This is a genomic window from Rubellimicrobium rubrum, from assembly GCF_006152115.1.
GTDB lineage: Bacteria > Pseudomonadota > Alphaproteobacteria > Rhodobacterales > Rhodobacteraceae > Rubellimicrobium > Rubellimicrobium rubrum.
In genome coordinates this window covers 28,192-49,688 of the sequence record NZ_VDFU01000027.1, presented here as the reverse complement: position 1 = coordinate 49,688, position 21,497 = coordinate 28,192, and the positions used below count along the sequence as shown (strand labels likewise).

Below are 21,497 nucleotides of genomic sequence, written 5' to 3'. Positions count from 1 at the left end.
GGACCCCTTGGCCCATACCCGGATCCGCCCCTTCAACACCCGCGACACCTACCCCGAGCAGCGCCTGTCCAACGACCTCGCCCATGCCGTGGTGGCGCGGGGCACGACCGTGTTCCTGCGCGGGCAGTGCCCGCAGGATCTCGACACCGGGCAGGACATCGACAGCCACGACCCGGCCGACCAGACGCGCAAGGTGGTTGGGAACATCCTCCAGCTCCTGTCCGAAGCCGGAGCAAGGCCGGAGCACATCTGCAAGCTCGTGATCTACCTGACCGACGTGCGCCATCGGGAGCCAGTCTACCGAACCCTGGGGGAGATGCTGCCCGGCATCCACTACGTGTCCACCGGCCTTGTGGTCGTTGCGCTCGCGCGGCCCAACTGGCTGGTGGAGATCGACGCCACCGCCGTGATCCCGGACTAGGGCGATGACCTTCTCCCTCGTCGCACGCTGCGCACGGACGGGCATGTTCGGCATGGTGATCTCGTCCTCTTCGCCCGCCGTCGCCGCGAGATGCGCCCATGCACGCGCCGGCGTAGGCGCGGTCGCGAGCCAGAACGTCACCGACCCGCGCCTCGGCCCCCGCGCTCTCGATCTTATGGCACGGGGCGCGACCGCCGAGGAGACCGTCGCGATCCTGAGGCGCAGCGGCGCCGCGATGGAATGGCGGCAGGTCCTTGCGGTGGGCAATGACGGTCCCCCGTCCATCCACTCGGGCGAGCGGGCGCTGGGCCTTTGGGCGGAGGCGAGGGGCCAGGACGCGGCAGCGGGCGGCAATCTTCTGTCGCACGAAGGCGTCCCCCAAGCCATGCTGGACGCCTTCGATGGCTCCGAAGGCCATCTGGGCCACCGACTGCTGTTGGCCCTGACGGCCGGGCGGGACTCGGGCGGCGAGGCCGGACCGGTCCATTCCGCAGGGCTCCTCCTCGTCCACGACCAGCCTTGGCCCTTGGTCGATCTCCGCATCGACTGGTCCGAGGACGACCCGATTGCCGCCCTCGCTGCGGCCTGGGCCGTCTACCGCCCGCAAATGGGCACCTATGTCCAACGGGCGCTTGATCCCTCGGCAGCCCCATCCTACGGCGTTCCCGGCGACCCCTGAGGCTTGAGCCCCGCCGCACTTAGCGGGACAAAGGGGCCATGGCCCTTCGCATCACCCTTCGTCAGATGGAATACGTGGTCGCCGTGGGCGAGGAAGGATCGATCGCTCAGGCGGCCCAGCGGCTCCACGTCTCGGCGCCGTCGATCTCCACCGCGATTGGGCAGCTCGAGGCGGAGCTCGGAGTCCAACTCTTCCACCGCCGCCACGCACAGGCCTTGGTTCTCACGCCCGCGGGGCACCGGATCATGGCGGCGGCTCGCGACGCGCTCCGGCAGGCCGAGCGGGTCCTGGTCCTCGCCGCCGACCTGCGCTCCAGCGTGTCGGGCCCCCTGTCCATCGGCTGCCTGTCCAGCTTCTCCGCCTTGGTTCTGCCCGAACTGCGCGCCCGCTTCGAGCGCAAGCACCCCGAGGTTGAGGTCCGGCAACTGGAGGACGACCACGCGGGCCTTATGGAGGGGCTGCAGCAAGGCAGCCTCGACCTTTGCCTGACCTACGATCTCGAAGTGCCGCCCGGCATCGGGTTCGAGCCCCTCGCCCCGATCCCGCCCTATATCGCGCTGCCGCCCGACCACCCGCTGGTCAACCTCCCCGTCGTAACGCCCGCCGACCTCGCCGACCAGCCGATGATCCTGCTCGATTTGCCCGGAAGCACCGCCTATTTCCTTTCGGCCTTTGGACCGAAAGGCGTCGTCCCCCAGATCGCGGCGCGCACTCGGGATATGGCGCTTGCGCGGTCCATGGTCGCCAATGGCTTCGGCTTCCTCCTCATGAACGTCCGCCCGCTGTCCGAACTCGCGCCGGACGGGAAGCCGCTGGTCTACCGCCCTCTCTCGGGAGGACCCCGCGCGCTTCGCCTCGGGATGGCGCGCCTCCAGGGAATGCGCCCAACCCGCGTCACGGAGGCCTTCGAGGCCCACTGCCGCGCCCTCGTGACCCCGACATCGATACCGGGCATCCGGACGGACTGATCGGTCCGGCCATCGAGCCGCTCCGGACCGTCCCTTGGCACGATGGCGGGGCATAGCCCATGCCGCGTATCGGTCAGCCGAGGCTTTGCCGCACGTCATGTCCGCGTGTGTCCTGCCCGCTCTCATGTTCCGCGCATTGCGACCAGCCCCCGCCTCAGTCAGCGCCCGGCGCGTGGTCGAGCCCGGCTTCGAGCCGGTCGAGCAACCGCGCGAGCATGGCGTCGCAGCGGGCCAACTGCTCCTCGGTGACGTATTCGTCGGGCTTGTGCCCCTGCGCCATGGAGCCCGGCCCGCAGATCACCGTCGGCACGCCCAAGCGTTCGGAGAAGAGCCCGCCTTCGGTCCCGAACGCCACCTTAGTCGTGCCATTGGCGCCCGTCAGCGACTGCACGAAGCGCACTGCCCCGGCGTCCGTGGGCGTCCCGAGGCCTGGATAGGAGGAGAGTTCCTCGATCGTGATCCCCGCCTCGGGCGCGTTGGTGCGGGCTGCGTGGGCGATTGCCTCGGCCTCGGTGCGCAGTTCGGCCACGAGCGCGGGCAAGTCGTCCTCGACCACGTTGCGGATCTCGAAGTCCAGGATGCAGCGGTTCGGCACGATGTTGAGCGCGACGCCCCCGTCGATGCGGCCGGCATGGACGGTCGTGTAGGGCACGTCGTAGTCGGTGTCGCGGGGCCCCTCACGTTCCAGCTGCTCCTGCAAGGCACGCAGCCGGGACAGGAGGTCCGCCGCGAGGTGGATCGCGTTGAGGCCGAGCGGGGCCAGCGCGGAATGCGCCTCGCGTCCCGTGCAGGTGGCCCGGAGCGCGATCTTGCCCTTGTGCCCGGTGGCGACCTGCATGCCCGTGGGCTCCCCCACGATGCAAAGGCGCGGGCGGTGTGGCACCTGGGCGAGCATGTCGATTAGGGAGCCCACGCCGAGGCAGCCCAGCTCCTCGTCGTAGGAGAGCGCGAGGTGCAAGGGCGTCCGCAGGTCCCGCTGTGCGGCCCCCAGCACCGCCTTCAATGCGCAGGCGACGAAACCCTTCATATCCGCTGCACCGCGTCCGTAAAGGCGCCCGTCCCGCCGGGTCAGCGCGAAGGGCGGCACGGTCCAAGCCTGCCCATCGACAGGCACGACGTCGGTATGCCCCGACAGCATGACCCCGGCGCGGTCGGTGGGCCCGGCCGTCACGAACAGGTTCGCCTTGCCGCCCGAGGCGTCGGGCAGGATCACCGGATCGAGTCCCGCCCCGCGCAGGAGTTCCGCCACCTCCTCGACCAGGACGCGGTTCGGATTCCGGCTCACGCTGTCATGCGCCAGCAGCCGGGCGAGGAGGTCGAGGCTGTCCATTTGTCACGCGCCGTACTTGACCCAGACCGTCTTGAGCGCGGTGTACTTGTCGAGCGAATGCAACGACAGGTCCCGCCCGAAGCCCGACTGCTTCATGCCGCCGAAGGGTGTCCCCACCGAAAGGGCATCCACCGTGTTCACGGACACGGTGCCCGCATGCAGCGCATCCGACACCCGCAGCGCGCGGCTCAGGTCGTCGGTCCAGACCGAAGCAGCGAGGCCGTAGAGCGAGTCGTTTGCCATCCGCACGGCCTCCTCCTCCGTGTCGAAAGGGATCACGGCCAGCACCGGCCCGAAGATCTCCTCCCGCGCCAGTGGGTCGTCGGGGCGCACATCCTCGAAGATCGTGGGCGCGACGAAGCAGCCGCGGCCATCCACGCTCACCCGCTCCCCCCCGGTCACGAGGCGCGCCGTCGCGCGGGCTCCCTCGATGAAGCTCATAATCTTCCGGGTCTGCCGCTCGTCCACGATGGCGCCCATGCGCGAGGCGGGGTCGAGCGGATCGCCGGGCTGGGCCGCCTCTGCGCGCTCCACCAACTTCTCGACGAAGCCGTCGCGGATGGATCGCTCCACGTAGAGCCGCGAGTTGGCCGAGCAGACCTCGCCCTGGTTGAAGAAGATCCCGAAGGCCGCCATGTCCGCGGCCCGGTCGAGGTTGTCGCAATCCGCGAATACGAGGTTCGGACTCTTGCCTCCCGTCTCGGGCCAGACCGGCTTGAGGTTGGACTGGCCCGAATACTGCATGAAGAGCTTGCCGGTGGCGGTGGACCCCGTGAAGGCGAGGCAGTCCACATCCGGGTTCAGGCCCAGCGCCCGGCCCGCCGTTGCGCCGAAGCCCGGGACCACGTTCAGCACGCCGTCCGGCAGCCCGGCCTCGGCTGCGAGTTCCGCCAGACGCAAGGCAAAGAGCGGCGACTGCTCGACGGGCTTCGGGACAACCGCATTCCCGGTGGTGAGCGCGGGCGTGCATTTCCCCATCGCCATGTCGAGCGGGAAGTTCCACGGGACCACTGCCCCCACCACGCCCAGCGGCATCTGGCGAGCGAGCGCGAGGTCCCCCGCCCGGTGGGCGCGACCTAGTCCTAGAGCTTGTCGATGACCTCGGCCTACCACTGCCAGATGCCCGCCACGCCCGGCACGTCGATGGTCGCCGCATGCGTCATCAGCTTGCCCATGTCGGGTGGGTCGAGGAGGTCCAACTCTTCTTGGCTCTCGCGGATCAGGCCGGCGAGGTGGAGGAGGGCCTCCTCGCGGTGGGACGGTACGACGCGGGACCATGCCCCGGATGCGATAACCCGGCGCGCGGCGGCCACAGCGCGGTCCACGTCCGGGGCGTCGCAGGCGGCGACTTGAACCAGTACGTCGCCAGGCGCGGGGTTGATGCTGTCGAAGACGTCGCCCGAGGCGGCGTCGACGGACCGCCCGCCGATGACGGCCCGGTAACGCAGGCGGAGCGCCTTAGCCTTGGCTTCCCGGGAGTCTTGGGAGTGGTCGAGCATGGAAACCTCCGTGTCAGGCCGGGGTGAAGCGCGCGTGAGGCAGCAGTTCAGCGATCTCTCGTCGGAACGATTAGGCGTCGGCACGATCCGGCTCGTCGAGCTCCTCGGCGTAGCGACGGCCCGCGTAGATGGCCCGGGCGGTGGGCGCGGGTGCCACGGCACCCCCGTTGAGCTATACGCTTTGGATGCTGCTCCCTGCCAGTTGAGCGTGCGGACCGCCAGATAGAGGCCGTCCCTGGGGAGCCGCGACGTGACCATGACCACGGCATCGGCGGGCAGGACGTCATCGGCCCCGGTGTTCGTGCAGGCCAGCGTCGCTCCGACCCTGCCGATCGAGAGTGGGGCCTTGCATAGGTGGAGCGTCAGGCCGATCTCCAGCAGGCGGCGCTGGATCGTTGCCTGCTCCAGTGTGTTGCGCGTCCAGTCCGCGACGATGGCAGAGCACGTCACGAACTCCACCGTGCAGTCTCGCGGGACCAGCACCTCCGCAATCACCGAGCCCATGTAGAAATGGGCGTCGTCGTAAAGCATCACGCGGCCGCCCGTCGGCATCTGCCTGAAGTGTCCTCGCCAGACAGTAGGTTCTGCCCTTCGGTCACATTCCCAAAGCCAGCGATCATCCTGAGCAGAGTGGTCTTCCCGCAGCCAGACGGCCCAAGAAACGTAAGAAACTCCTTGCCGCCGATGTCGAGCGCCACGCCATGGATGGCCGTCGTCGACTCGTAGCGCTTGACCATGGGATTCATCTGTCGACTCGTCAGGCCGAGGTCACTTCTCCGATTCTGCGGAGCGATTCAACGGCCTCGATCGCCCCCGAGGCTTGATGTTGCGGCCCAGACCATGGAGGTCTTTCGAGAACAGCTCTACAGTCGCTGCGGCATCAGCTCTCAAGTCGAGCTGTTCTCCCTGCTCCTTCCCCGCCTTGCAGATGGACGTCGAAGGCAAAGGAAAGCAGGCATTCCTTGAACGGGTCGTCTGGACCTTGTCGAACCGGCTCCAGAGGAATCCCGTTGCCAAGGTGCACAAGGCACAGTTGAGTCTTATAGCCGGAGCTGCACCCGGATTAGGGCGAAAAGTCTGCTCGATCAGCTGCCGACTGGGCAGCGGTCGTTCCCCCATCACCCAAGTCCAATCCGACGGCACCGTTTCGGGCATATGGCCCTGACCCCGAGTTTGGTCCGGGGTCTATGCAAGGTTTCGGGCGAGGCGAGCTTGGTCCGCGTAGGCCCGAAGCGCTGAACGGGGCCGCTCGTCCCTGTGATCCGATTGCGCGCTTTCGTGTCGAAGCCCAACAGCCCGCATTGCATGCAAACACTTGAGCTCCGACCCGATGCCGGGCGCACCTCTGCCCGGCCAAACAGGTCGTCCGGCAGGGATCAACAACCCAGCCATTCGCATCTCACTAGTAGCGCAGCTCTCCCGCCTTGCCGCGGAAAACCCAATAGCTGAAAGCCGTGTAGGCCACGATCATCGGCAGGACGAAGACGCTTCCGGCCAGGATCACCCCAAGGCTCTCGGGCGCTGCCGCAGCGTCCCAGATCGTGAGACTTCCCGGCACGACATACGGATAGAATGAGAAGGCGAGCCCTTGGAAGGCCAAGGCGAAGACTGCCACCGCCCCGGCAAATGGCACCCAGTTCCAGCGGTCGCCTGGACGCGGGTAACGCCCCAGGGCCACCCACAGCGCCACCAGTGTCACCGCCGTCACCAGCGGGATAGGCGCAAGGAGCATGAAGTTCGGCAGGGAGAACCACTTCTCGAAAATAGGCGGTGACACGAGCGGCGTCGCGACCGACACGGCCACGAGACCCAGAGCCGCGAAGGCCAGCATCGCCCGGGCCCAATGCGCCGCCCGGCGCTGGAGGTCACCCTCTGCCTTCATCACCAGCCAGCAGGCGCCAATGAAGGCATAGGCCACCGCGAGACCGAGGGCGGTGATAGCCGCGAAGAGATGCGCGGCCCAGCTGTCCTGAAAGCCCAGCACATACGACCCAAGCATCCAACCCTGCGCCAGCGCCGCCAGCATGCTTCCTCCAAGGAAGGCCCGATCCCACAACAGCTTGGATCCCGGCGTCATCTTGGTCCGGAACTTGAAGGCCACTCCACGCAGGATCAGCCCCACGAGCATGAGCATCACGGGCAGGTAGAGCTCGCCCAGGATCACCCCGTGAGCCATCGGGAAAGCCACCAAGAGGAGGCCGGTGGCAAGCACGAGCCAAGTCTCGTTGGCGTCCCAGAATGGCCCAATGGAGGCGATCATGGTGTCGCGCTCTCCCTCATCCTGGGCTCCGCCAAGGAGCATCCCAACCCCCAGGTCATAGCCGTCGAGGATGACATAGAGGAGGATGGCGACCCCCATCAGGCCCGCGAACACCACCGGCAGCCACGTCGCGGGCGGAAGTCCCAGAAGCTCCATGCTGCCCTCCTCAGGCGCGGGCGGGCACGGCGCCCGGCCCTTCAACGGTGACGTCCGCCTTCCGGCCTTTCCCGGCAAGGTAGTAAAGCGTGCCCACATAAGCCGCGAGCAGGAAGGCGTAGACCGCCATGTAGCCCAGGAAGGTCGTGGCGATCATTGATGCCGGCACCTCGGACGCGGCCTCATGCGTGGTGAGCACGCCATAGACCAGCCACGGCTGACGACCGATCTCGGTGACGTACCAACCCGAAATGGTGGCGACCCAGCCCGAGAAGGTCATCCCCACGAGCGCGCAGCTGATCCAGACCCCAGGCTCACCGCGCCGCCAGAGCCGCCAGGCGGCGGCCCAGGAAACAAGAAGCATGAGCATTCCCACACCCACCATGACGCGGAAGGACCAGAACACTGGGGCAACGGGCGGGTGCTCGCCTTCAAAGTCGTTGAGCCCCGGCACGACACCGTCGGCATGGTGCTTGAGGATGAGCGAGGCTCCGTTCGGGATCCCGATCTCCAAGCGGTTCTCCCTCGCCTCCTCGTCAGGCAGTGCAAAGAGCACCAATGGGACATTGGGCCTCGTTTCCCAGTTGGCCTCGATGGCCGCGACCTTGGCCGGCTGGTGCTCGAGCGTGTTGAGCCCATGGAGGTCGCCCACGAAGATCTGAACCGGGATCAGCAGGGCCGCCGTCACGACGCCCAGGCGCAGGCCCTTCGCCACCGAAGGCGCGCGGTCACCGCGCAGCCCTCGCCAAGCCGAGAAGCCCGCCACAAGGAAGGCCGCCGTCAGGCCCGAGGCGAGAAGCATGTGCGCCAGACGCACGGGCATCGAGGGATTGAAGATGATGGCCCCCCAGTCGGTCGCATGCGCCACGCCGTCGCGCATCTCGAAGTCGGCGGGCGTGTGCATCCACGAGGACAGGACCATGATCCAGAAGGCCGAGATGGTCGTGCCGATCGCCACCAGCGCCGTGGCGATGGTATGTGCCCAAGCCGGCACCCGTCCGTGGCCGAACAGCATGACGCCGATGAACACCGCCTCGAGAAAGAAGGCGGTCATGATCTCGTAGGCCAGGAGAGGCCCGGCGATGTTGCCCACCGTGTTCATGAAGCCCGGCCAGTTGGTGCCGAACTGGAAGCTCATCACGATGCCGGACACGACGCCCAAGGAGAAGGTCAGCGCGAAGACTTTCACCCAGAAGCGGTAAAGCTCCATCCAGGCGCCGTCACGCGTCCAGGTGAAGCGCAGCTTCATGAACAGGAGCATCCATCCCAGCGCGATGGTGATGGTGGGGAAAAGGATGTGGAATGTGATATTGGCCGCGAACTGCATGCGGGCCAGAAGGACTGGATCGTCCAACACGTCGGCGTCTCCCTCGAATGGGGCGCCGCGACCTCCGGCGGCGCCGAAGGAAGGTCCGACATCGCGGGGCCATGAGCCGCCGCCAGAGGGGCCCGGACCCCCGTCGCTCGCTAAGATGCGCATCACGCGGCAGAGTGGCAAGGAGGTGCGACGCCTTGTCAGTAAATCCAGGCAGAGCCGCGCAATGCCTTACACTCGCTGCAGAAAGGCATATTCCAGGAAGCAGACGGGCTGCGCTGACAAGTGTCTGCAAGGTGGCTCTGAAACGTCCGAAACTGAAAAGCCGTCAAGCTCGGCAGACCTCCGACAGGTCGAATCCGCGGGGCGTCGCGCTTGAAGGACAAGGCTCCCAGTCCGAGCGCAACGAGATCTTCGGCGATTGCGAGAAGCTCTATGTGATATCCTCGCAGGAGCTACTCGCCTTGCCTGCCGAAACGCTCGACGACATGCCCAGGGTCTAGGCGAAAGTGACCGTGGAGCTGACCCGCTCGATCGCGCCTTGAGTTTGCTCCACTCCCCTGAATCCAACGTGTCAGGCAGGGCCTCATCCAGGTCCAAGACCTGATCGCCCCAGGGCACCGCTCAAGCGGCTTGGCTGCAAGTGGCCAGCGCGCGTGCTGCCAAGCTTGCCTGAAGAGTGGCACCACTGACTTGGCAGCAAGGCGAGGAACAGCAAAAGAGGATCTGCGTGGACGACGACCTCCCAGAGATCTACCGAGGCTACATCGCTTGTCTGAACGCGCAGGACTGGTCGGACCTGGGACGGTTCGTGCACGACGATGTTCGGTTTAACGGCCAGCGGATCGGACTGTCGGGTTATCGCGAGATGCTGGAAGGTGACTTCGAGGCCATCCCGGACCTCCACTTCAACATCGTCCTGCTGATCTCTGACTCCTCCTATGTCGCGAGCCGCCTGAACTTCGACTGCACTCCCAAAGGGGTGCTGTTCGGCCTCACCGTGAATGGACGGCGCGTCTCCTTTGCTGAGAACGTCTTTTATCAGATCCAGGCTGGCCGAATTATGCAGGTATGGTCGGTCATCGACAAGACAGCGATCCAGGCGCAACTGATGTCCCAGACAGGGGACTGACTGAGGCCCACGCGACTACGACAGGAACCGGCGGCAGCACTGCCAAGAGGTTGCGGGCCAGCCGGTGCCGGCCAGCAGGAGGTTACAAGTCCGCATGGCACTATTCGGGCAAAGGGCGAAATCCTTCCGTGTGAGGTGGACGCCGTGCGCGCCGAAGCCTCGGATCAGGAGATCACCTCGATCGAACCCGACGGCTCATGCCCGCCGAGGTCCTTTCGCGAGAAGACGCGACCACGCCGGTCGAAGTAGCCGCGCGTCGCGAACAGGCCCATCGGCGTGTCCCTAACCTTGCGGGCGATCAGCGCGTACTGCGTCGGATCCGCTATGCAAATGGCGATGTCAGCGGCCCGGCCAAGCAGGTTCTGGGTTGCATCCGACGCGACGAATTCGATTTGGATGCTCGGCTTCGGTGGCCGCAAGTCAGCGAGGACGGGCAGCCTCAGGCTGCCCACCATGACAAAGGCCGCGATCTTTAGGATCCCGAACAGCTGATGCGAGCGCCCCCGCACCTTCAGGTTCAGGGTCTTGGCCGGCACTTCCTTGACCTTGGCGTTATCAACGAGGCCGAGGGCCGCCGCGGTCGGATCAAGCCTTCTCGCGCACGGGGTGAACTGGCCGACCTCAAGCGAGGCCGTGAACTCCCTCACGAGCCGGCTCAAGGTCCGCTGCGTCGCGCCGACCCACTTGGCCCAGGGCGGCCAAGAAGGACCGTAGGAGCGCCCATTCCAGCCTATTTGCTCTTGGTAAAGCTTCAAACTGTCTGGTCGGAACGAACGAATGGGATGCAGCCGCAGAAGAGTGGGAAATAGATGTAGCACTCGAGCCGCCGAGCCGCGTGGTGGCGCTCGGTTCGGGGCATGAACATGGGCTCAGCCCCGCCCGCGATAGGGCGGGACGCCCTGGTCGGGAATCCAAACTCCTTCGGGCACTGGGCCGGTCTGGTAGAAAACGTCGATGGGGATGCCGCCGCGCGGATACCAGTAGCCGCCGATGCGCAACCACCGGGGCGCGAGCAGGTCCACGAGCCGTCGGGCTATGGTGACCGTGCAGTCCTCGTGGAAGGCGCCGTGGTTGCGGAAGCTCCCCAGGAAGAGCTTGAGCGACTTGCTATCCACCAGCCATTCGCCCGGCACGTAGTCGATCACCAGATGCGCAAAGTCCGGCTGGCTGGTCATCGGGCAAAGCGACGTGAACTCGGGCGCCGCAAAGCGGACCGCATAGGCCACGCCCTTCTGCGGGTTCAGCACGCGCTCGAGGACCGCCTCCTCGGGACATTGGGGGAGCTTGATGGCGGCACCGAGCTGCCTCAGGCCAGAATAGATGTCATCATGAGACATGGGGAAGGACCTCGGATAAGGCCTCCTACGCAACCACGCCGCCCTTAAAGGGGAGCGACCTGAATGATCCAGAGATCCTTGTTTTGACCGGGTAGGCTGCGACCGGAGGCAATGAATGCTTGAGCCGGCGGCTAGCAGCATCGAAAGCTCGAGTAAAGTTCTCACGAGGGTCCCGCCAACGCGTTCCGAACTGGATGGAACGCGCCTGCCATAGGTTGCCGCGAGGTCCTCTCAGCTTGGGGGTGACCGCGTTCCAGCCCACCCGCGCGTGCAAGACCCCCAGCGTCTTGAACTGCCGGGTGAGATTGTAGGGCTCTCGCAGCGTGGTGGAGCCGGTTGCGGCCAGGCTGATGCGGCTTGTGCCACGGGCCCTGGCCGCAGGCGTGGGCATGATGTCGAGGTTGAAGTGTGGGGCTTCATCCTCCATGTCGCTGACGTGTATCGGACCGTCCGGCAGAAACAGGAACTGGAGCTTTCCACGCTCGGCCGTCCGTGCATGACGGACCTTCGTCAAAGCTCGTGTGGCTCGTTGGATCGACGCACGGCATGAGCTATGCCCCTGGCTGCGAGCCGCATCCGTTCCCCCTATGCAGACCAATGATCATCTCCTACTCATGAGGTCCTCGGGGGGGTGAGTTGGGTGTCGGGGCCGGCTTGGCCCTGTGCGGCAGCCGGCTGACGCTAACGGCCGTAGGAGTTTCGAGGCGCGTAGTCCGTTGTCCGACGCAGGCCGCGCCCAGGCAGGAGAGCGGCGAGGCATCATTCGACCTCGTTGCGGCGCATCTGTAGAACCTCCATCTCCGGGCGCCCGACCCCACCTCAGTGGGCTGGCACCGGCGCGGTTGGACAGAACCGTCGGGGGATCAGCAAGGCCACCACCAAGGCGAGCAGGACGAACCAGTTTCCGACAAGGCAGGCCAATTGGGCGCCTTGCGCCATCGCCGGGCCGACCTCTTCCCCGGCCACCACATAGCCAGAGCCGGCTACGGCCATGATGGAGAACATGGTCGCAATGCCAGCCTAGCCGGAGAGTTGATGGACGATGTTGGTGAAGGCGCTGCCCAGATGGAGATCACCGATGGTGATCTCCACCGTCTTGGGGCGCTTCAGTCAAAGCGCTCTTACGGTCGTCGCCACGTTGACGTTGCCGCGAATGGCATTGGAGTAGGGGCAGATGGCGTGGGCGGCCTCCACGACCTCCTCGGCAGCGGCCTGGTCCAGCCCTCGGATGGCCACGTCGAGTTCGACTGTGAGAGCGAAACCGCCTTGGCCGTTCGACGCCAGCCCGACCGTGGCGGTGACCTCGATGTCCTCGTCCCTGACCTTCTCGGCCTGCTTCCGCGTGTGGTGGATCACCGCGCTTTCGAAGCAGGCGGCGTAGCCCGCAGCAAAGAGTTGCTCGGGGTTCGTGGCCCCTCCCCTGCCGCCCATCTCGCGCGGGATGGCGAGCGGCAGGTCCAGAAGTCCGTCCTCAGTCCGTACCGTCCCGGTGCGTCCCCCCACGACGGTGGCCTTGGTGCTGTAGATCGCGCTCATGCAGTTTTCCTTTGTCCCACGTTGTGCGTCGAGGTGCCTGATCCTTGACGACAAACATAAGAGGCGCCGGTTACCCGGCGCCTCGTTGCGCAACCCATGCTGCGGCAGCCTTCGTTCCGATCAGTTGTCGGTCCGCACGACCTGCTGGGCGACGACGTTGCCATCGACCTTCAGGACTACCAGGAACCGGTTGGCGGTGGTGGAACCAACCGGGACCCGCACGTTCGTGTTGGCGCCCGCACGGACAGCATCAGCGCCGAGAAGACGGCCCTGCTGTGCCCTTTGGTACTCGTAGACCTCGACGATTCCGTCGCCGTTGGCGACCACGGTGCCCAACTCGATCTGGGTGCCCGAGGACTGAACCTCGTTGAACCCGAGGGTGTTGCTGGCCGAAGCCATACCGGCGGTCGCGAGAAGGGCAGCGGCGAGGAGGGGGAGGAGCTTGGTCATGATCGTGCCTTTCACAAATCCAAGAAGCGTCTTGCAATGATCGCCTCTGCGAAACAAAATTGTCCTCCAAGGCAAAAGCATCAAGTAGGATGAATTTCCTGAGGTAGGATGGAAATGAATACTAATGGCGTCGTGACGATCAAGACCCGCACCAAAGCTGAGGAAAGCCTCGCGTTGTGCGGTGACGCACACCCGGTGCTCTGCATGCGCGCGGCCCTGCGGCTCATCACTGGCAAGTGGAAGGCCGAGATCATGTGGAGCCTCAAGGACGGCAAGCGCCGCTTTGGCGAGCTCATGCGCGGCATCCCTGGTATCACCCAGCACATGCTGACAGCTCAGCTGCGCGACATGGAGCGCCATGGTCTGGTCGCCCGGACCATCTATGCCGAGGTGCCACCCCGCGTGGAGTACGAGCTCACCCCCGTGGCCTACGACCTAAAGCCCGTGTTCGAGGCGCTCAACGGCTGGGCCGAGCAGCATGCTGCAACTCTGCGTTTGGGAGAGGTGGACGAGCAGGATGAGGAAAGCCCGCGTAGGTGAGGGCAGCAGACGAGGTCTGGGACGGCAGGTTGGCCCCGGACCTGTCCGGCGCGGGTGGGGACAGCCGCGTCGACCTCGGCGGCGCGGTCTCTTCGAACCAGCTGATCCGAGCTCTGGGAGGCGTGCGTCTCTCAGTATGGAAATCCATACTACCTCAGAAATTTCATCCTACTTGAGAGATTCCTCTGAAGGGCCGATTTGGGTGCGGAGGCGGTTCGACCAAGGACCGTTCCGTAGCTGATCCTGAAAGGCGCTCTCATGACCAAACTCCTTCCCCTCTTTGCGGCCGCTCTGGTCGCAAGCGCCGGCGCGGCTGCTGCCGGCGGCTTCGTTCCAGTCGTGGCTGAAACTCCCGTGACTGCACCCGCGCCGGCCCCGGTGGTCATCACGCCTCAGGCTGCCCCTTCGGGCGACTGGACCGGCCTCTACCTCGGCGGCCAGCTTTCCTTTGGCCAACTCGGCTATGAGCGCGATGACGGTGACGCGGGCGAGGCAGACCTCGACGGCGCGGTAGGCGGCTTGCACGCCGGCTACCTGCGCGACTTCGGCCGCATCGTCGCGGGTGCAGAGGTGGCTTACGATTGGGCTGATCTAAAGGTCGATGACGAGGACGAGGTCACCTTCGACGCGGGTGCCGATCTCGAGGGCATCGCGAGGGCCGGTCTCCGCCTGGGCTACGACGGCGGTCGCGTCTTGCCCTACGCCACAGGGGGCTACGCCCGGGCGAACCTCTCCGAGGAGCTTGCCGGTTCGGGCGAGGACAGCGCGGACGGCTACTACTTCGGCGGTGGCGTCGAATATGCTGTGACCGACCGCTTCAGCCTCGGCGGCGAAGTGCTGCGCCACGAATTCGACCTTGATGTGGACGGTCTCGACACGGGCCTGACCACCGTGGGCGTGCGTGCAGCCTACCGGTTCTGATCAGGGATCAACACCTGGCGGTCTGGATCCCAGACCGCCAGGTGCTCCGATTCCCGAGAGGCCCGTCGCGCAAGGATCCCGATGACCAGCCGAGGGCTCAGGTCGGCACCGAACGTGCCCTGCCCTCCAACAGCTCAGCGGACCCGCCTGTATCCTGTCCGTTTTCGACCGACGTGGCACCGGTGATACCACGTAGAAAGACCCGGATCGCCAGTTCGAAGCGCGCTTGGATCTGCTCTTCGGTCGCCAAGCTTGCTGGATCGATCAGAACCTCGAACGGACTCGGTCGAATCATGTCATTGAGCAGAGCGGCGGCGGCCTGGGTATCCGCGATGACGATCTCTCCTCTTGCTACGGAACGGTCGAGTTCGGCGCGGATCATTCCCTGCACGGCCCTGGGGCCTTCCTCCAAGAAGCTGCGAGCCAGGTCGGGCCGATGCGGCCCTTCGGCGATCATGGCCCGGAGGATGGCAAGCGGCAGTTCGAAGGACGCCGGATCGGAGCGTGGCGCCAGCAGGCGCTGCAGCCGCTCCTCAAGGGGCAAGCTGTGATCGTCCCCATCGAGCGGTCGGATGAAGTCGTCACGCAGCCGCCGGAGATAGGCTCCGAAAAGGGCGGCGCGGTCTTCGAAAGCCTCGTAGACCGTGCGCTTCGACATGCCGGCTTTGCGAGCCACGGCCGCCATGCTTGTCCCGTTGAGACCGGCCTCTCGGAACGCCTCGTCAAGAGCATCGAGGATCAGCTTGCGGCGGTCCTGCACAGGGATCGCGACGGGGCGCCCCCTTTTCGGCCGCACGACTTCGTCACCGACATCCCTCACTCGTGCCTCCTGTCCGGGCAGAAGCCAGACCACGTCACAAACTCAGTTCTGCTTTGCAGCATTCGCTTGCATCCTAGACTCTCCTACCATTAAGAAACCGGCAGGTTTCTTTATTCCACCTCCGGGTCTCTGCCAAGCGGCCCACCACCTGAGAGTTTCGATCCATGGCTGTCCTTCCACGAACGCTGTACGTCGCGGTTATCGGCTTGCTGAGCCTGTGCATGGCCGACGGCAGCCATGCCCAGGACGCGCCGCCACCGACGGCCGTCACGGTCGTGACGCTTCAGCCGCAGACGGTGACGCTGACCTCCGCCCTGCCAGGCCGGGTGGTGCCCTCAGCTTCCGCAGAAGTGCGGCCGCAGGTGGCCGGGCTCATCACCGAGCGCCTGTTCCAGGAAGGGAGCAGGGTGGAGGAAGGGGACGTTCTCTACACGATCGATCCGACAACCTACGAGGCGGCGCTGGCCCAGGCAGAGGCCGCCGTCGCGCAGGCCGAGGCGCAGCTGGGAGCGGCCGAGCGGGAGGCCACGCGGGTCGAGGAACTGCGGGCGCGCGACGTGGCCAGCCAACAGGTCTACGACGAGGCGGTGTCGGCCCGCGATGCCGCCGCGGCCGCGCTCAAGGTCGCCCAAGCGCAGCAATTGGCCGCCCAGATCGAACTGGAGCGCACCACGATACGCGCGCCCATCTCGGGCGAGATCGGCCTGTCCTTGGCCAGCCAAGGGGTGCTGGTAACGGCCAGCCAAGCCGAGCCGCTGACGGTCATTCGCCAGATCGATCCGGTCTATGTGGATGTCACCCAATCAGCAGCCGAGCTGCTGGCCTGGCGCCGCGGCCAGACCGAAGCCGATCTGGGGCAGGCCGACCGGACCGTGGGGCTGATCCTCGCGGACGGCACGGAGTTCGAACACACCGGCGAACTGACCGCGGCCGAACCGCATGTCGATGAGCAAACGGGTGTGGTCGTGCTGCGCATGGAGTTCCCCAATCCCGAGAAGCTGCTGCTTCCCGGAATGTACGTTCAGGCGGAGATGCCCACGGGGACGGCCGACGGCGTCTTCCTCGTTCCGCAGGAAGGCGTCGGCCGCGACCGTCGGGGGCGCCCGACCGCGATGGTCGTCAACGCCGAGGACGTGGTCGAGGAGCGGCTGCTCACGGTCCTGGAGGATCGTGGATCGGACTGGATCGTGAGCGAAGGGCTTGCGGCGGGCGACCGGGTGATCGTGGCGGGCCTTCAGAAGACCGGCCCCGGCGCGACGGTCGCGCCCGAAGAGCTTGCCACGACGGCGGAGGCCACAGGCGGAGCCGGCCCTGCGGCCACTGACAGCACCGAACTCGCCTCCGGCGACCGCGCCGCCGACTGACCCCACCCGGACCGGAGAGCTTCGCATGGCCCGCTTCTTCATCGACCGCCCCGTCTTCGCCTGGGTGATCTCGATCCTCATCATGGGCGTGGGCCTGCTGGCCGTGCTGACCCTCCCGGTCGCGCAGTACCCGCAGATCGCGCCTCCATCCGTCTCGATCCGGGCGAGCTATCCCGGAGCCTCGGCCGAGACGGTGGGCAACACGGTCACCCAGGTGATCGAGCAGCAGATGACCGGCCTCGACGGCCTGCGCTACATCTCTTCGAACTCGACCTCGTCAGGCACGGCGACCATCACCCTGACCTTCGAGACCGGCACCGACCCCGACATCGCCCAGGTGCAGGTGCAAAACAAGCTTGCGCAAGCCACGCCGCTCCTGCCCGAACCGGTGCAGCGGCAGGGCGTCAGCGTGCAGAAGTCCGCGGCGGGCTTCCTGATGGTGGTCTCGCTCATCTCCGGGCGCGGCGAGTACGAGGAGGTGGATCTCGCGGACTATCTGGTCAGCAACCTCGTCAACGATCTCAGCCGGCTTGAGGGCGTGGGCAGCGTGCAGGTCTTCGGTGGTCAGTACGCGATGCGGATCTGGCTGGACCCCTCCAAGCTTGCGGCTTTCGACCTGACCCCGGCAGACGTCATCACCGCGGTCTCCGAGGAGAACGCGCAGATCTCGGCTGGCGCCTTCGGCACGCGTCCGGCTCCGGAGGGACAGCAACTCAACGCCACGATCACCGCGCAGTCCCTGCTCCAAACGCCCGAGGATTTCCGCCAGATCGTGCTGCGCGCCGACACAGGCGGGGGGCTCGTGCTGCTGGGCGACGTGGCACGGGTCGAGATCGGGGCGGAGAACTACGAGTTCATCTCGCGCTACAACGGCGCGCCCTCGGCCGGCATGGCGATCAGCCTGGCGCCGGGCGCGAACGCGCTCGACACGTCGGAGGCGGTGAAGGAGCGCTTGGAGGAGTTCGCCCAGTTCTTCCCCGAAGGCGTCGAGTACGTCATCCCCTACGACACCACCCCTTTCGTCGAGATCTCGATCGAGGAGGTCATCAAGACGCTGGTCGAAGCCATCGTCCTGGTCTTCCTCGTCATGTACCTTTTCCTCCAGAACTTCCGCGCCACGCTGATCCCGACCCTGGCGGTCCCGGTCGTGCTGTTGGGCACCTTCGGGGTGCTCGCGGCGGCGGGCTTTTCCATCAACACGCTGACGATGCTCGCCATGGTGCTGGCGATCGGCCTTCTGGTGGACGACGCCATCGTCGTCGTGGAGAACGTCGAGCGGGTGATGCACGAAGAGGGACTCGGCCCGCTGGAGGCCACGCGCAAGTCGATGGACCAGATCACCGGGGCGCTGATCGGTATCGCCATCGTGCTGTCGGCCGTGTTCGTGCCCATGGCGTTCTTTGGCGGCTCCACGGGCGTGATCTATCAGCAGTTCGCCATCACCATCATCTCGGCCATGGGACTGTCGGTCGTGGTGGCCCTGACCCTGACCCCGGCCCTCTGCGCCACGCTCCTGCGGCGGAGCGATCACGCCAAGACCCGTGGCCCCTTTGGCCTGTTCAACCGTGGCTTCGACAAGCTTCTGGGCGGCTACGCCGGCAGCGTGGGCTGGATCGTGCGGCGGCCCGTCCGAGTCGGGGTGGTCTATCTCGGGCTCGCCGTCGCCATGGGGTTGCTGTTCGTGCGCACACCCACGGGGTTCCTGCCCGAGGAGGATCAAGGCATCCTCTTCACCATGGTCCAGGCGCCCACGGGTGCCACGGCCGACCGGACGCTCGATGTGGTGGAGCAGATCGAGGACTACTTCCTCGAGCAGGAAAGCGCCGCCGTGGAGTCCGTGTTCGGAGTCGTGGGCTTCGGTTTCGCCGGACAGGGCCAGAACATGGGTCTCGCCTTCGTCAAGCTGAAGGACTGGGAAGAGCGCGACGACCCCGCATTGAGCGCGCAGGCCGTGGCTGGCCGGGCCTTCGGCGCCCTGAGCCAGATCCGCGACGCCTTCGCCTTTCCGATCGTCCCGCCCTCGGTAATCGAACTCGGCAACGTGTCCGGCTTCGACTTCTACCTTCAGGCACGGGGCGGCCAAAGCCACGAGCAGCTGCTCGACGCGCGCAACCAGCTCCTCGGCATGGCGGCGCAGAATCCGCTCATCGCCTCGGCCCGGCCGAACGGCCTCGAGGATGCGGCGCAGTTCAACATCGACATCGACTGGCGCAAGGCGGGCGCCATGGGCGTCTCGGCCACGGACATCGGCAACCTGCTGTCGGTCGCCTGGGCGGGGCGCTACGTGAACGACTTCCTGGATCAGGGCCGCATCAAGCGGGTCTATGTCCAGGGCGAGCCGGGCTCTCGGGCCACACCGACCGACCTCGAGCAATGGCGCGTGCGCAATGCGTCCGGGGGACTCGTGCCCTTCTCCAACTTCGCAGAAGGGTCTTGGTCCCAGGGAGCGCAGGGCGTGAGCCGCTACAACGGTGTCCCCTCCATGCAGATCCAGGGCTCGCCCGCGCCGGGCGTCACCACGGGCGAGGCCATGGCCGAGATCGAGCGGCTGGCGGCACAGCTACCCGGCGGCTACGGCGTAGCCTGGACCGGGCTGTCACTCGAGGAACGCGAGTCCGGAAACCAGGCCCCTCTCCTCTATGCCTTGTCGCTGGCAGCGGTCTTCCTGTCCCTGGCCGCGCTTTATGAGAGCTGGAGCATTCCTTTCGCCGTGATGCTGGCCATGCCCATCGGCGTGCTGGGGGCCCTGCTTGGGGCCTGGGCAGGCGGCTTCGAGAACGGCGTCTTCTTCCAGGTGGGCCTGCTCACGGTCATCGGCCTGACCGGCAAGAACGCCATCCTCATCGTCGAGTTCGCGCGCGAGCGGCAGGAGGCCGGCGAGCCCCTGCTCGAAGCGGTCAAGGAGGCCGCGCGCCAGCGATTCCGGCCCATCGTGATGACCTCCATGGCCTTCTCCCTGGGCGTGCTGCCCCTGGTGCTCAGCCATGGGGCGGGCTCGGGCGGGCGCACGGCTATCGGCTCGGGCGTGCTGGGCGGCACGATCTCGGCCACCGTGCTGGGCGTGCTGTTCGTCCCGCTCTTCTACGTGGTCGTCGCACGCATCTTCGGCGGCGACAGCCGGGGCGCGGCCAGGGTCAGCGAGAGCATTCACACGCGTTCCTCATGAGTTTCGGGGGCGGTCGGTTCACAGCCGGCCGCTCTTCGGCTGCATCAGCCTCGGCGTCCTTCCGCTGATCGTCCCGATGCGGGTCGAGGCCTTCGCAGAGATCACTGCTCGCAGCGTCGCTGCATCTACAGCGCAGACGCTTTCACAGCCTGCTGGCGCTGTTGGGCCTCTCGGCATACCTCGCCATACTTCTGTGCCGGGACGATCCGATCAGCCTGCATCGGCACACCAGTCCACAGGATTTTAGGATGGTTGCTGAACGTGCGCATGGAGGGCGACATTTCAAAGAAGGCCATCGGCATCGTCGTGGAGCTACCGAAGTGAGGTTCGCTTTCATCGAGCACCGTATGCCGGACTACCCGGTGCTGCTCATGTTCCGCGTGTTCGATGTGTCCCCGAGCGGCACTCACGCTTGGCATTCGCGGTCGGAGCGTCAGTCGGCGGTCAGCGGGCGGGCGGTCCGGCCGCGTGCGCGCGCAGGCTCCAGCAAGACCATTGCATGATGTCGCCGAGCGTCCGCCAGCCGGCAATTGATCTCCCGCATCCAGGGGGAGCGGGCGGGATGTGCCGGACGAGCGAGTGACGCAACACGACGCAGAGCCTGAGGAGAATGGCCAAACGGTCCACCTCACGCGCGTCGTGGTGCTCGGTCTGGGCCAAGCGCACGCCGAGCGTCGCGGTCGCGTCCCCGGCGAAGGCGATTCAAGACGACCTGCGCCTGAAAACCGCCGCCATAGCCGCCCAGCCCGGTCGGCGACCTCTCCAAGCTGAGGGCGGCAAAACGAGTTCGGCCCGTTTCCCGGATAGGGCGCCTCGGTCAGGTCAACCCAAGGCACCGCAGCGCTGGAGGGCATGGGCGATGCTTTACTCGGACTGGGTCCCGCCAGATACTGCGAAGCGAATAGTGAGCCGCGGGATGGGAAGGATCATGCGTGCGCTGATCGTCGAGGACGAGGAGGAGCTTGCGCGCTTCCTGGCACGTCTCTTGGCGAAGATGGGGGTCATCTCCGACATCGCGCAAACACGCGGCGAGGCCACCGAACTCGCCGAGCTCGCGTCATACGACATCGTCGTCCTCGACCGTCGCCTTCCGGACGGAGACGGGCTCCGGGCTATTCCGGACTTGCGTCGGCATGGAGCGGACATGCCGATCCTTATGTTGACGGCCCTGGACGACATAGAGAGCCGCATCGAGGGACTTGATGCTGGGGCCGACGATTACTTGCCAAAACCCTTCGACAGCGGCGAGCTGACCGCGCGCGTGCGCGCCCTGCTGCGCCGGCCGGGGCTTGAGCCGGACCTCCCCATCAGCGTCGGGCGGGTCGTCTTGAACGCCCGCGACCGTACAGTGGAGGTGCGCGGGGTCCCCCTGACCCTGGCAGTGCGGGAACTGAACCTCCTTGAGGCGCTGGTGCGCCGGGCCAACCGCGTGGTAACGCGGGAGAGCCTAGTCGAGGCGGTGTACGAGGCGGGCGCCGACGTCTTTCCGAATGCGCTCGATGCCAACGTGTCGCGTCTGCGGGCCCGGCTGCGCGAGCTGGACGCCGAGGTCGAACTGACGGCGGTGCGTGGCGTGGGCTACATGCTCACCGGCGCGACCTGA

Annotated in this window: 19 protein-coding genes and 1 pseudogene; 9 read left to right on the top strand and 11 right to left on the bottom strand. The window is 66.3% G+C overall.

What is annotated here, in order from left to right:
- Nucleotides 1-7: 7 nt before the first annotated feature.
- The 3 genes from FHG66_RS17130 to FHG66_RS17120 are packed head-to-tail and all read left to right on the top strand — an operon-like array spanning nt 8 to nt 2,068.
- A complete protein-coding gene (locus tag FHG66_RS17130; RefSeq protein ID WP_139078270.1) occupies nt 8-421 on the top strand; it encodes a RidA family protein in 414 nt (137 codons plus the stop codon).
- A 4-nt stretch (nt 422-425) separates the two neighbouring features.
- Nucleotides 426-1,100, top strand: coding sequence for a DUF1028 domain-containing protein (locus FHG66_RS17125; RefSeq protein WP_139078269.1), 675 nt, complete (start codon nt 426-428; stop codon nt 1,098-1,100).
- Between the two features lie 38 nt (nt 1,101-1,138).
- Nucleotides 1,139-2,068: a LysR substrate-binding domain-containing protein gene (locus FHG66_RS17120; protein ID WP_139078268.1), complete on the top strand. Its 930-nt coding sequence runs from the start codon at nt 1,139-1,141 to the stop codon at nt 2,066-2,068.
- A 154-nt stretch (nt 2,069-2,222) separates the two neighbouring features.
- Here the strand turns inward: FHG66_RS17120 and argE are convergent, their stop codons facing one another.
- The 5 genes and pseudogenes from argE to FHG66_RS17095 all read right to left on the bottom strand — a co-directional run bounded on the left by argE (nt 2,223) and on the right by FHG66_RS17095 (nt 8,670).
- Entirely contained in the window at nt 2,223-3,398 is a 1,176-nt protein-coding gene (argE, locus tag FHG66_RS17115; RefSeq protein ID WP_139078267.1) for an acetylornithine deacetylase, read from the bottom strand.
- Between the two features lie 3 nt (nt 3,399-3,401).
- A pseudogene (locus FHG66_RS17110) lies at nt 3,402-4,897 on the bottom strand (aldehyde dehydrogenase).
- Between the two features lie 530 nt (nt 4,898-5,427).
- Complete coding sequence (locus FHG66_RS17105) at nt 5,428-5,634, bottom strand: ATP-binding cassette domain-containing protein (protein ID WP_281282960.1); 207 nt, start codon at nt 5,632-5,634, stop codon at nt 5,428-5,430.
- Between the two features lie 665 nt (nt 5,635-6,299).
- A complete protein-coding gene (locus FHG66_RS17100; protein WP_139078265.1) occupies nt 6,300-7,313 on the bottom strand; it encodes a cytochrome d ubiquinol oxidase subunit II in 1,014 nt (337 codons plus the stop codon).
- 10 nt (nt 7,314-7,323) lie between these two features.
- Complete coding sequence (locus FHG66_RS17095) at nt 7,324-8,670, bottom strand: cytochrome ubiquinol oxidase subunit I (RefSeq protein ID WP_425471753.1); 1,347 nt, start codon at nt 8,668-8,670, stop codon at nt 7,324-7,326.
- A gap of 688 nt (nt 8,671-9,358) precedes the next feature.
- Here FHG66_RS17095 and FHG66_RS17090 point away from each other — a divergent pair.
- Nucleotides 9,359-9,760 carry an ester cyclase gene (locus FHG66_RS17090; RefSeq protein ID WP_139078264.1) on the top strand — a complete coding sequence of 134 codons (402 nt, stop codon included), beginning with the start codon at nt 9,359-9,361 and terminating at the stop codon, nt 9,758-9,760.
- A gap of 164 nt (nt 9,761-9,924) precedes the next feature.
- Here FHG66_RS17090 and FHG66_RS17085 read toward each other — a convergent pair whose 3' ends face one another.
- From FHG66_RS17085 to FHG66_RS17060, 5 genes are all read right to left on the bottom strand, one after another.
- The gene (locus FHG66_RS17085; RefSeq protein WP_139078263.1) at nt 9,925-10,419 is read right to left on the bottom strand and encodes a LysR substrate-binding domain-containing protein; all 495 of its coding nucleotides are present in this window, start codon (nt 10,417-10,419) and stop codon (nt 9,925-9,927) included.
- Between the two features lie 210 nt (nt 10,420-10,629).
- Complete coding sequence (gene queF, locus FHG66_RS17080; protein WP_139078262.1) at nt 10,630-11,097, bottom strand: preQ(1) synthase; 468 nt, start codon at nt 11,095-11,097, stop codon at nt 10,630-10,632.
- Nucleotides 11,098-11,916: 819 nt separating this feature from the next.
- Nucleotides 11,917-12,102: a hypothetical protein gene (locus FHG66_RS17070; protein WP_139078261.1), complete on the bottom strand. Its 186-nt coding sequence runs from the start codon at nt 12,100-12,102 to the stop codon at nt 11,917-11,919.
- Nucleotides 12,103-12,207: 105 nt separating this feature from the next.
- Nucleotides 12,208-12,633: an organic hydroperoxide resistance protein gene (locus FHG66_RS17065; RefSeq protein ID WP_139078260.1), complete on the bottom strand. Its 426-nt coding sequence runs from the start codon at nt 12,631-12,633 to the stop codon at nt 12,208-12,210.
- Between the two features lie 120 nt (nt 12,634-12,753).
- A complete protein-coding gene (locus tag FHG66_RS17060; RefSeq protein WP_139078259.1) occupies nt 12,754-13,083 on the bottom strand; it encodes a hypothetical protein in 330 nt (109 codons plus the stop codon).
- Nucleotides 13,084-13,191: 108 nt separating this feature from the next.
- Here FHG66_RS17060 and FHG66_RS17055 point away from each other — a divergent pair, with 108 nt between their 5' ends.
- Both FHG66_RS17055 and FHG66_RS17050 read left to right on the top strand, forming a co-directional pair.
- The gene (locus tag FHG66_RS17055; protein WP_139078258.1) at nt 13,192-13,623 is read left to right on the top strand and encodes a winged helix-turn-helix transcriptional regulator; all 432 of its coding nucleotides are present in this window, start codon (nt 13,192-13,194) and stop codon (nt 13,621-13,623) included.
- A gap of 258 nt (nt 13,624-13,881) precedes the next feature.
- Complete coding sequence (locus FHG66_RS17050) at nt 13,882-14,544, top strand: outer membrane protein (protein WP_139078257.1); 663 nt, start codon at nt 13,882-13,884, stop codon at nt 14,542-14,544.
- Nucleotides 14,545-14,641: 97 nt separating this feature from the next.
- Here the strand turns inward: FHG66_RS17050 and FHG66_RS17045 are convergent, their stop codons facing one another.
- Nucleotides 14,642-15,364 (bottom strand): TetR/AcrR family transcriptional regulator, encoded by a 723-nt coding sequence (locus tag FHG66_RS17045; RefSeq protein ID WP_176556315.1) that lies wholly within the window; start codon nt 15,362-15,364, stop codon nt 14,642-14,644.
- 164 nt (nt 15,365-15,528) lie between these two features.
- Here FHG66_RS17045 and FHG66_RS17040 point away from each other — a divergent pair, with 164 nt between their 5' ends.
- From FHG66_RS17040 to FHG66_RS17030, 3 genes are all read left to right on the top strand, one after another.
- Nucleotides 15,529-16,728, top strand: a complete 1,200-nt coding sequence (locus tag FHG66_RS17040; RefSeq protein ID WP_139078255.1) for an efflux RND transporter periplasmic adaptor subunit — start codon at nt 15,529-15,531, stop codon at nt 16,726-16,728.
- A 25-nt stretch (nt 16,729-16,753) separates the two neighbouring features.
- Nucleotides 16,754-19,894, top strand: coding sequence for an efflux RND transporter permease subunit (locus FHG66_RS17035; RefSeq protein WP_139078254.1), 3,141 nt, complete (start codon nt 16,754-16,756; stop codon nt 19,892-19,894).
- 928 nt (nt 19,895-20,822) lie between these two features.
- Nucleotides 20,823-21,497, top strand: coding sequence for a response regulator transcription factor (locus FHG66_RS17030; protein ID WP_139078253.1), 675 nt, complete (start codon nt 20,823-20,825; stop codon nt 21,495-21,497).

Bases quoted from the DNA above. Each gene is read 5' to 3' on its own strand.
- FHG66_RS17125 (WP_139078269.1), top strand. From the start codon at position 426: ATGACCTTCTCCCTCGTCGCACGCTGCGCACGGACGGGCATGTTCGGC.
- FHG66_RS17120 (WP_139078268.1), top strand. From the start codon at position 1,139: ATGGCCCTTCGCATCACCCTTCGTCAGATGGAATACGTGGTCGCCGTG.
- argE (WP_139078267.1), bottom strand. From the start codon at position 3,398: ATGGACAGCCTCGACCTCCTCGCCCGGCTGCTGGCGCATGACAGCGTG.
- FHG66_RS17105 (WP_281282960.1), bottom strand. From the start codon at position 5,634: ATGGTCAAGCGCTACGAGTCGACGACGGCCATCCATGGCGTGGCGCTC.
- FHG66_RS17100 (WP_139078265.1), bottom strand. From the start codon at position 7,313: ATGGAGCTTCTGGGACTTCCGCCCGCGACGTGGCTGCCGGTGGTGTTC.
- queF (WP_139078262.1), bottom strand. From the start codon at position 11,097: ATGTCTCATGATGACATCTATTCTGGCCTGAGGCAGCTCGGTGCCGCC.
- FHG66_RS17070 (WP_139078261.1), bottom strand. From the start codon at position 12,102: ATGTTCTCCATCATGGCCGTAGCCGGCTCTGGCTATGTGGTGGCCGGG.
- FHG66_RS17065 (WP_139078260.1), bottom strand. From the start codon at position 12,633: ATGAGCGCGATCTACAGCACCAAGGCCACCGTCGTGGGGGGACGCACC.
- FHG66_RS17060 (WP_139078259.1), bottom strand. From the start codon at position 13,083: ATGACCAAGCTCCTCCCCCTCCTCGCCGCTGCCCTTCTCGCGACCGCC.
- FHG66_RS17055 (WP_139078258.1), top strand. From the start codon at position 13,192: ATGGAAATGAATACTAATGGCGTCGTGACGATCAAGACCCGCACCAAA.
- FHG66_RS17050 (WP_139078257.1), top strand. From the start codon at position 13,882: ATGACCAAACTCCTTCCCCTCTTTGCGGCCGCTCTGGTCGCAAGCGCC.
- FHG66_RS17040 (WP_139078255.1), top strand. From the start codon at position 15,529: ATGGCTGTCCTTCCACGAACGCTGTACGTCGCGGTTATCGGCTTGCTG.
- FHG66_RS17035 (WP_139078254.1), top strand. From the start codon at position 16,754: ATGGCCCGCTTCTTCATCGACCGCCCCGTCTTCGCCTGGGTGATCTCG.
- FHG66_RS17030 (WP_139078253.1), top strand. From the start codon at position 20,823: ATGCGTGCGCTGATCGTCGAGGACGAGGAGGAGCTTGCGCGCTTCCTG.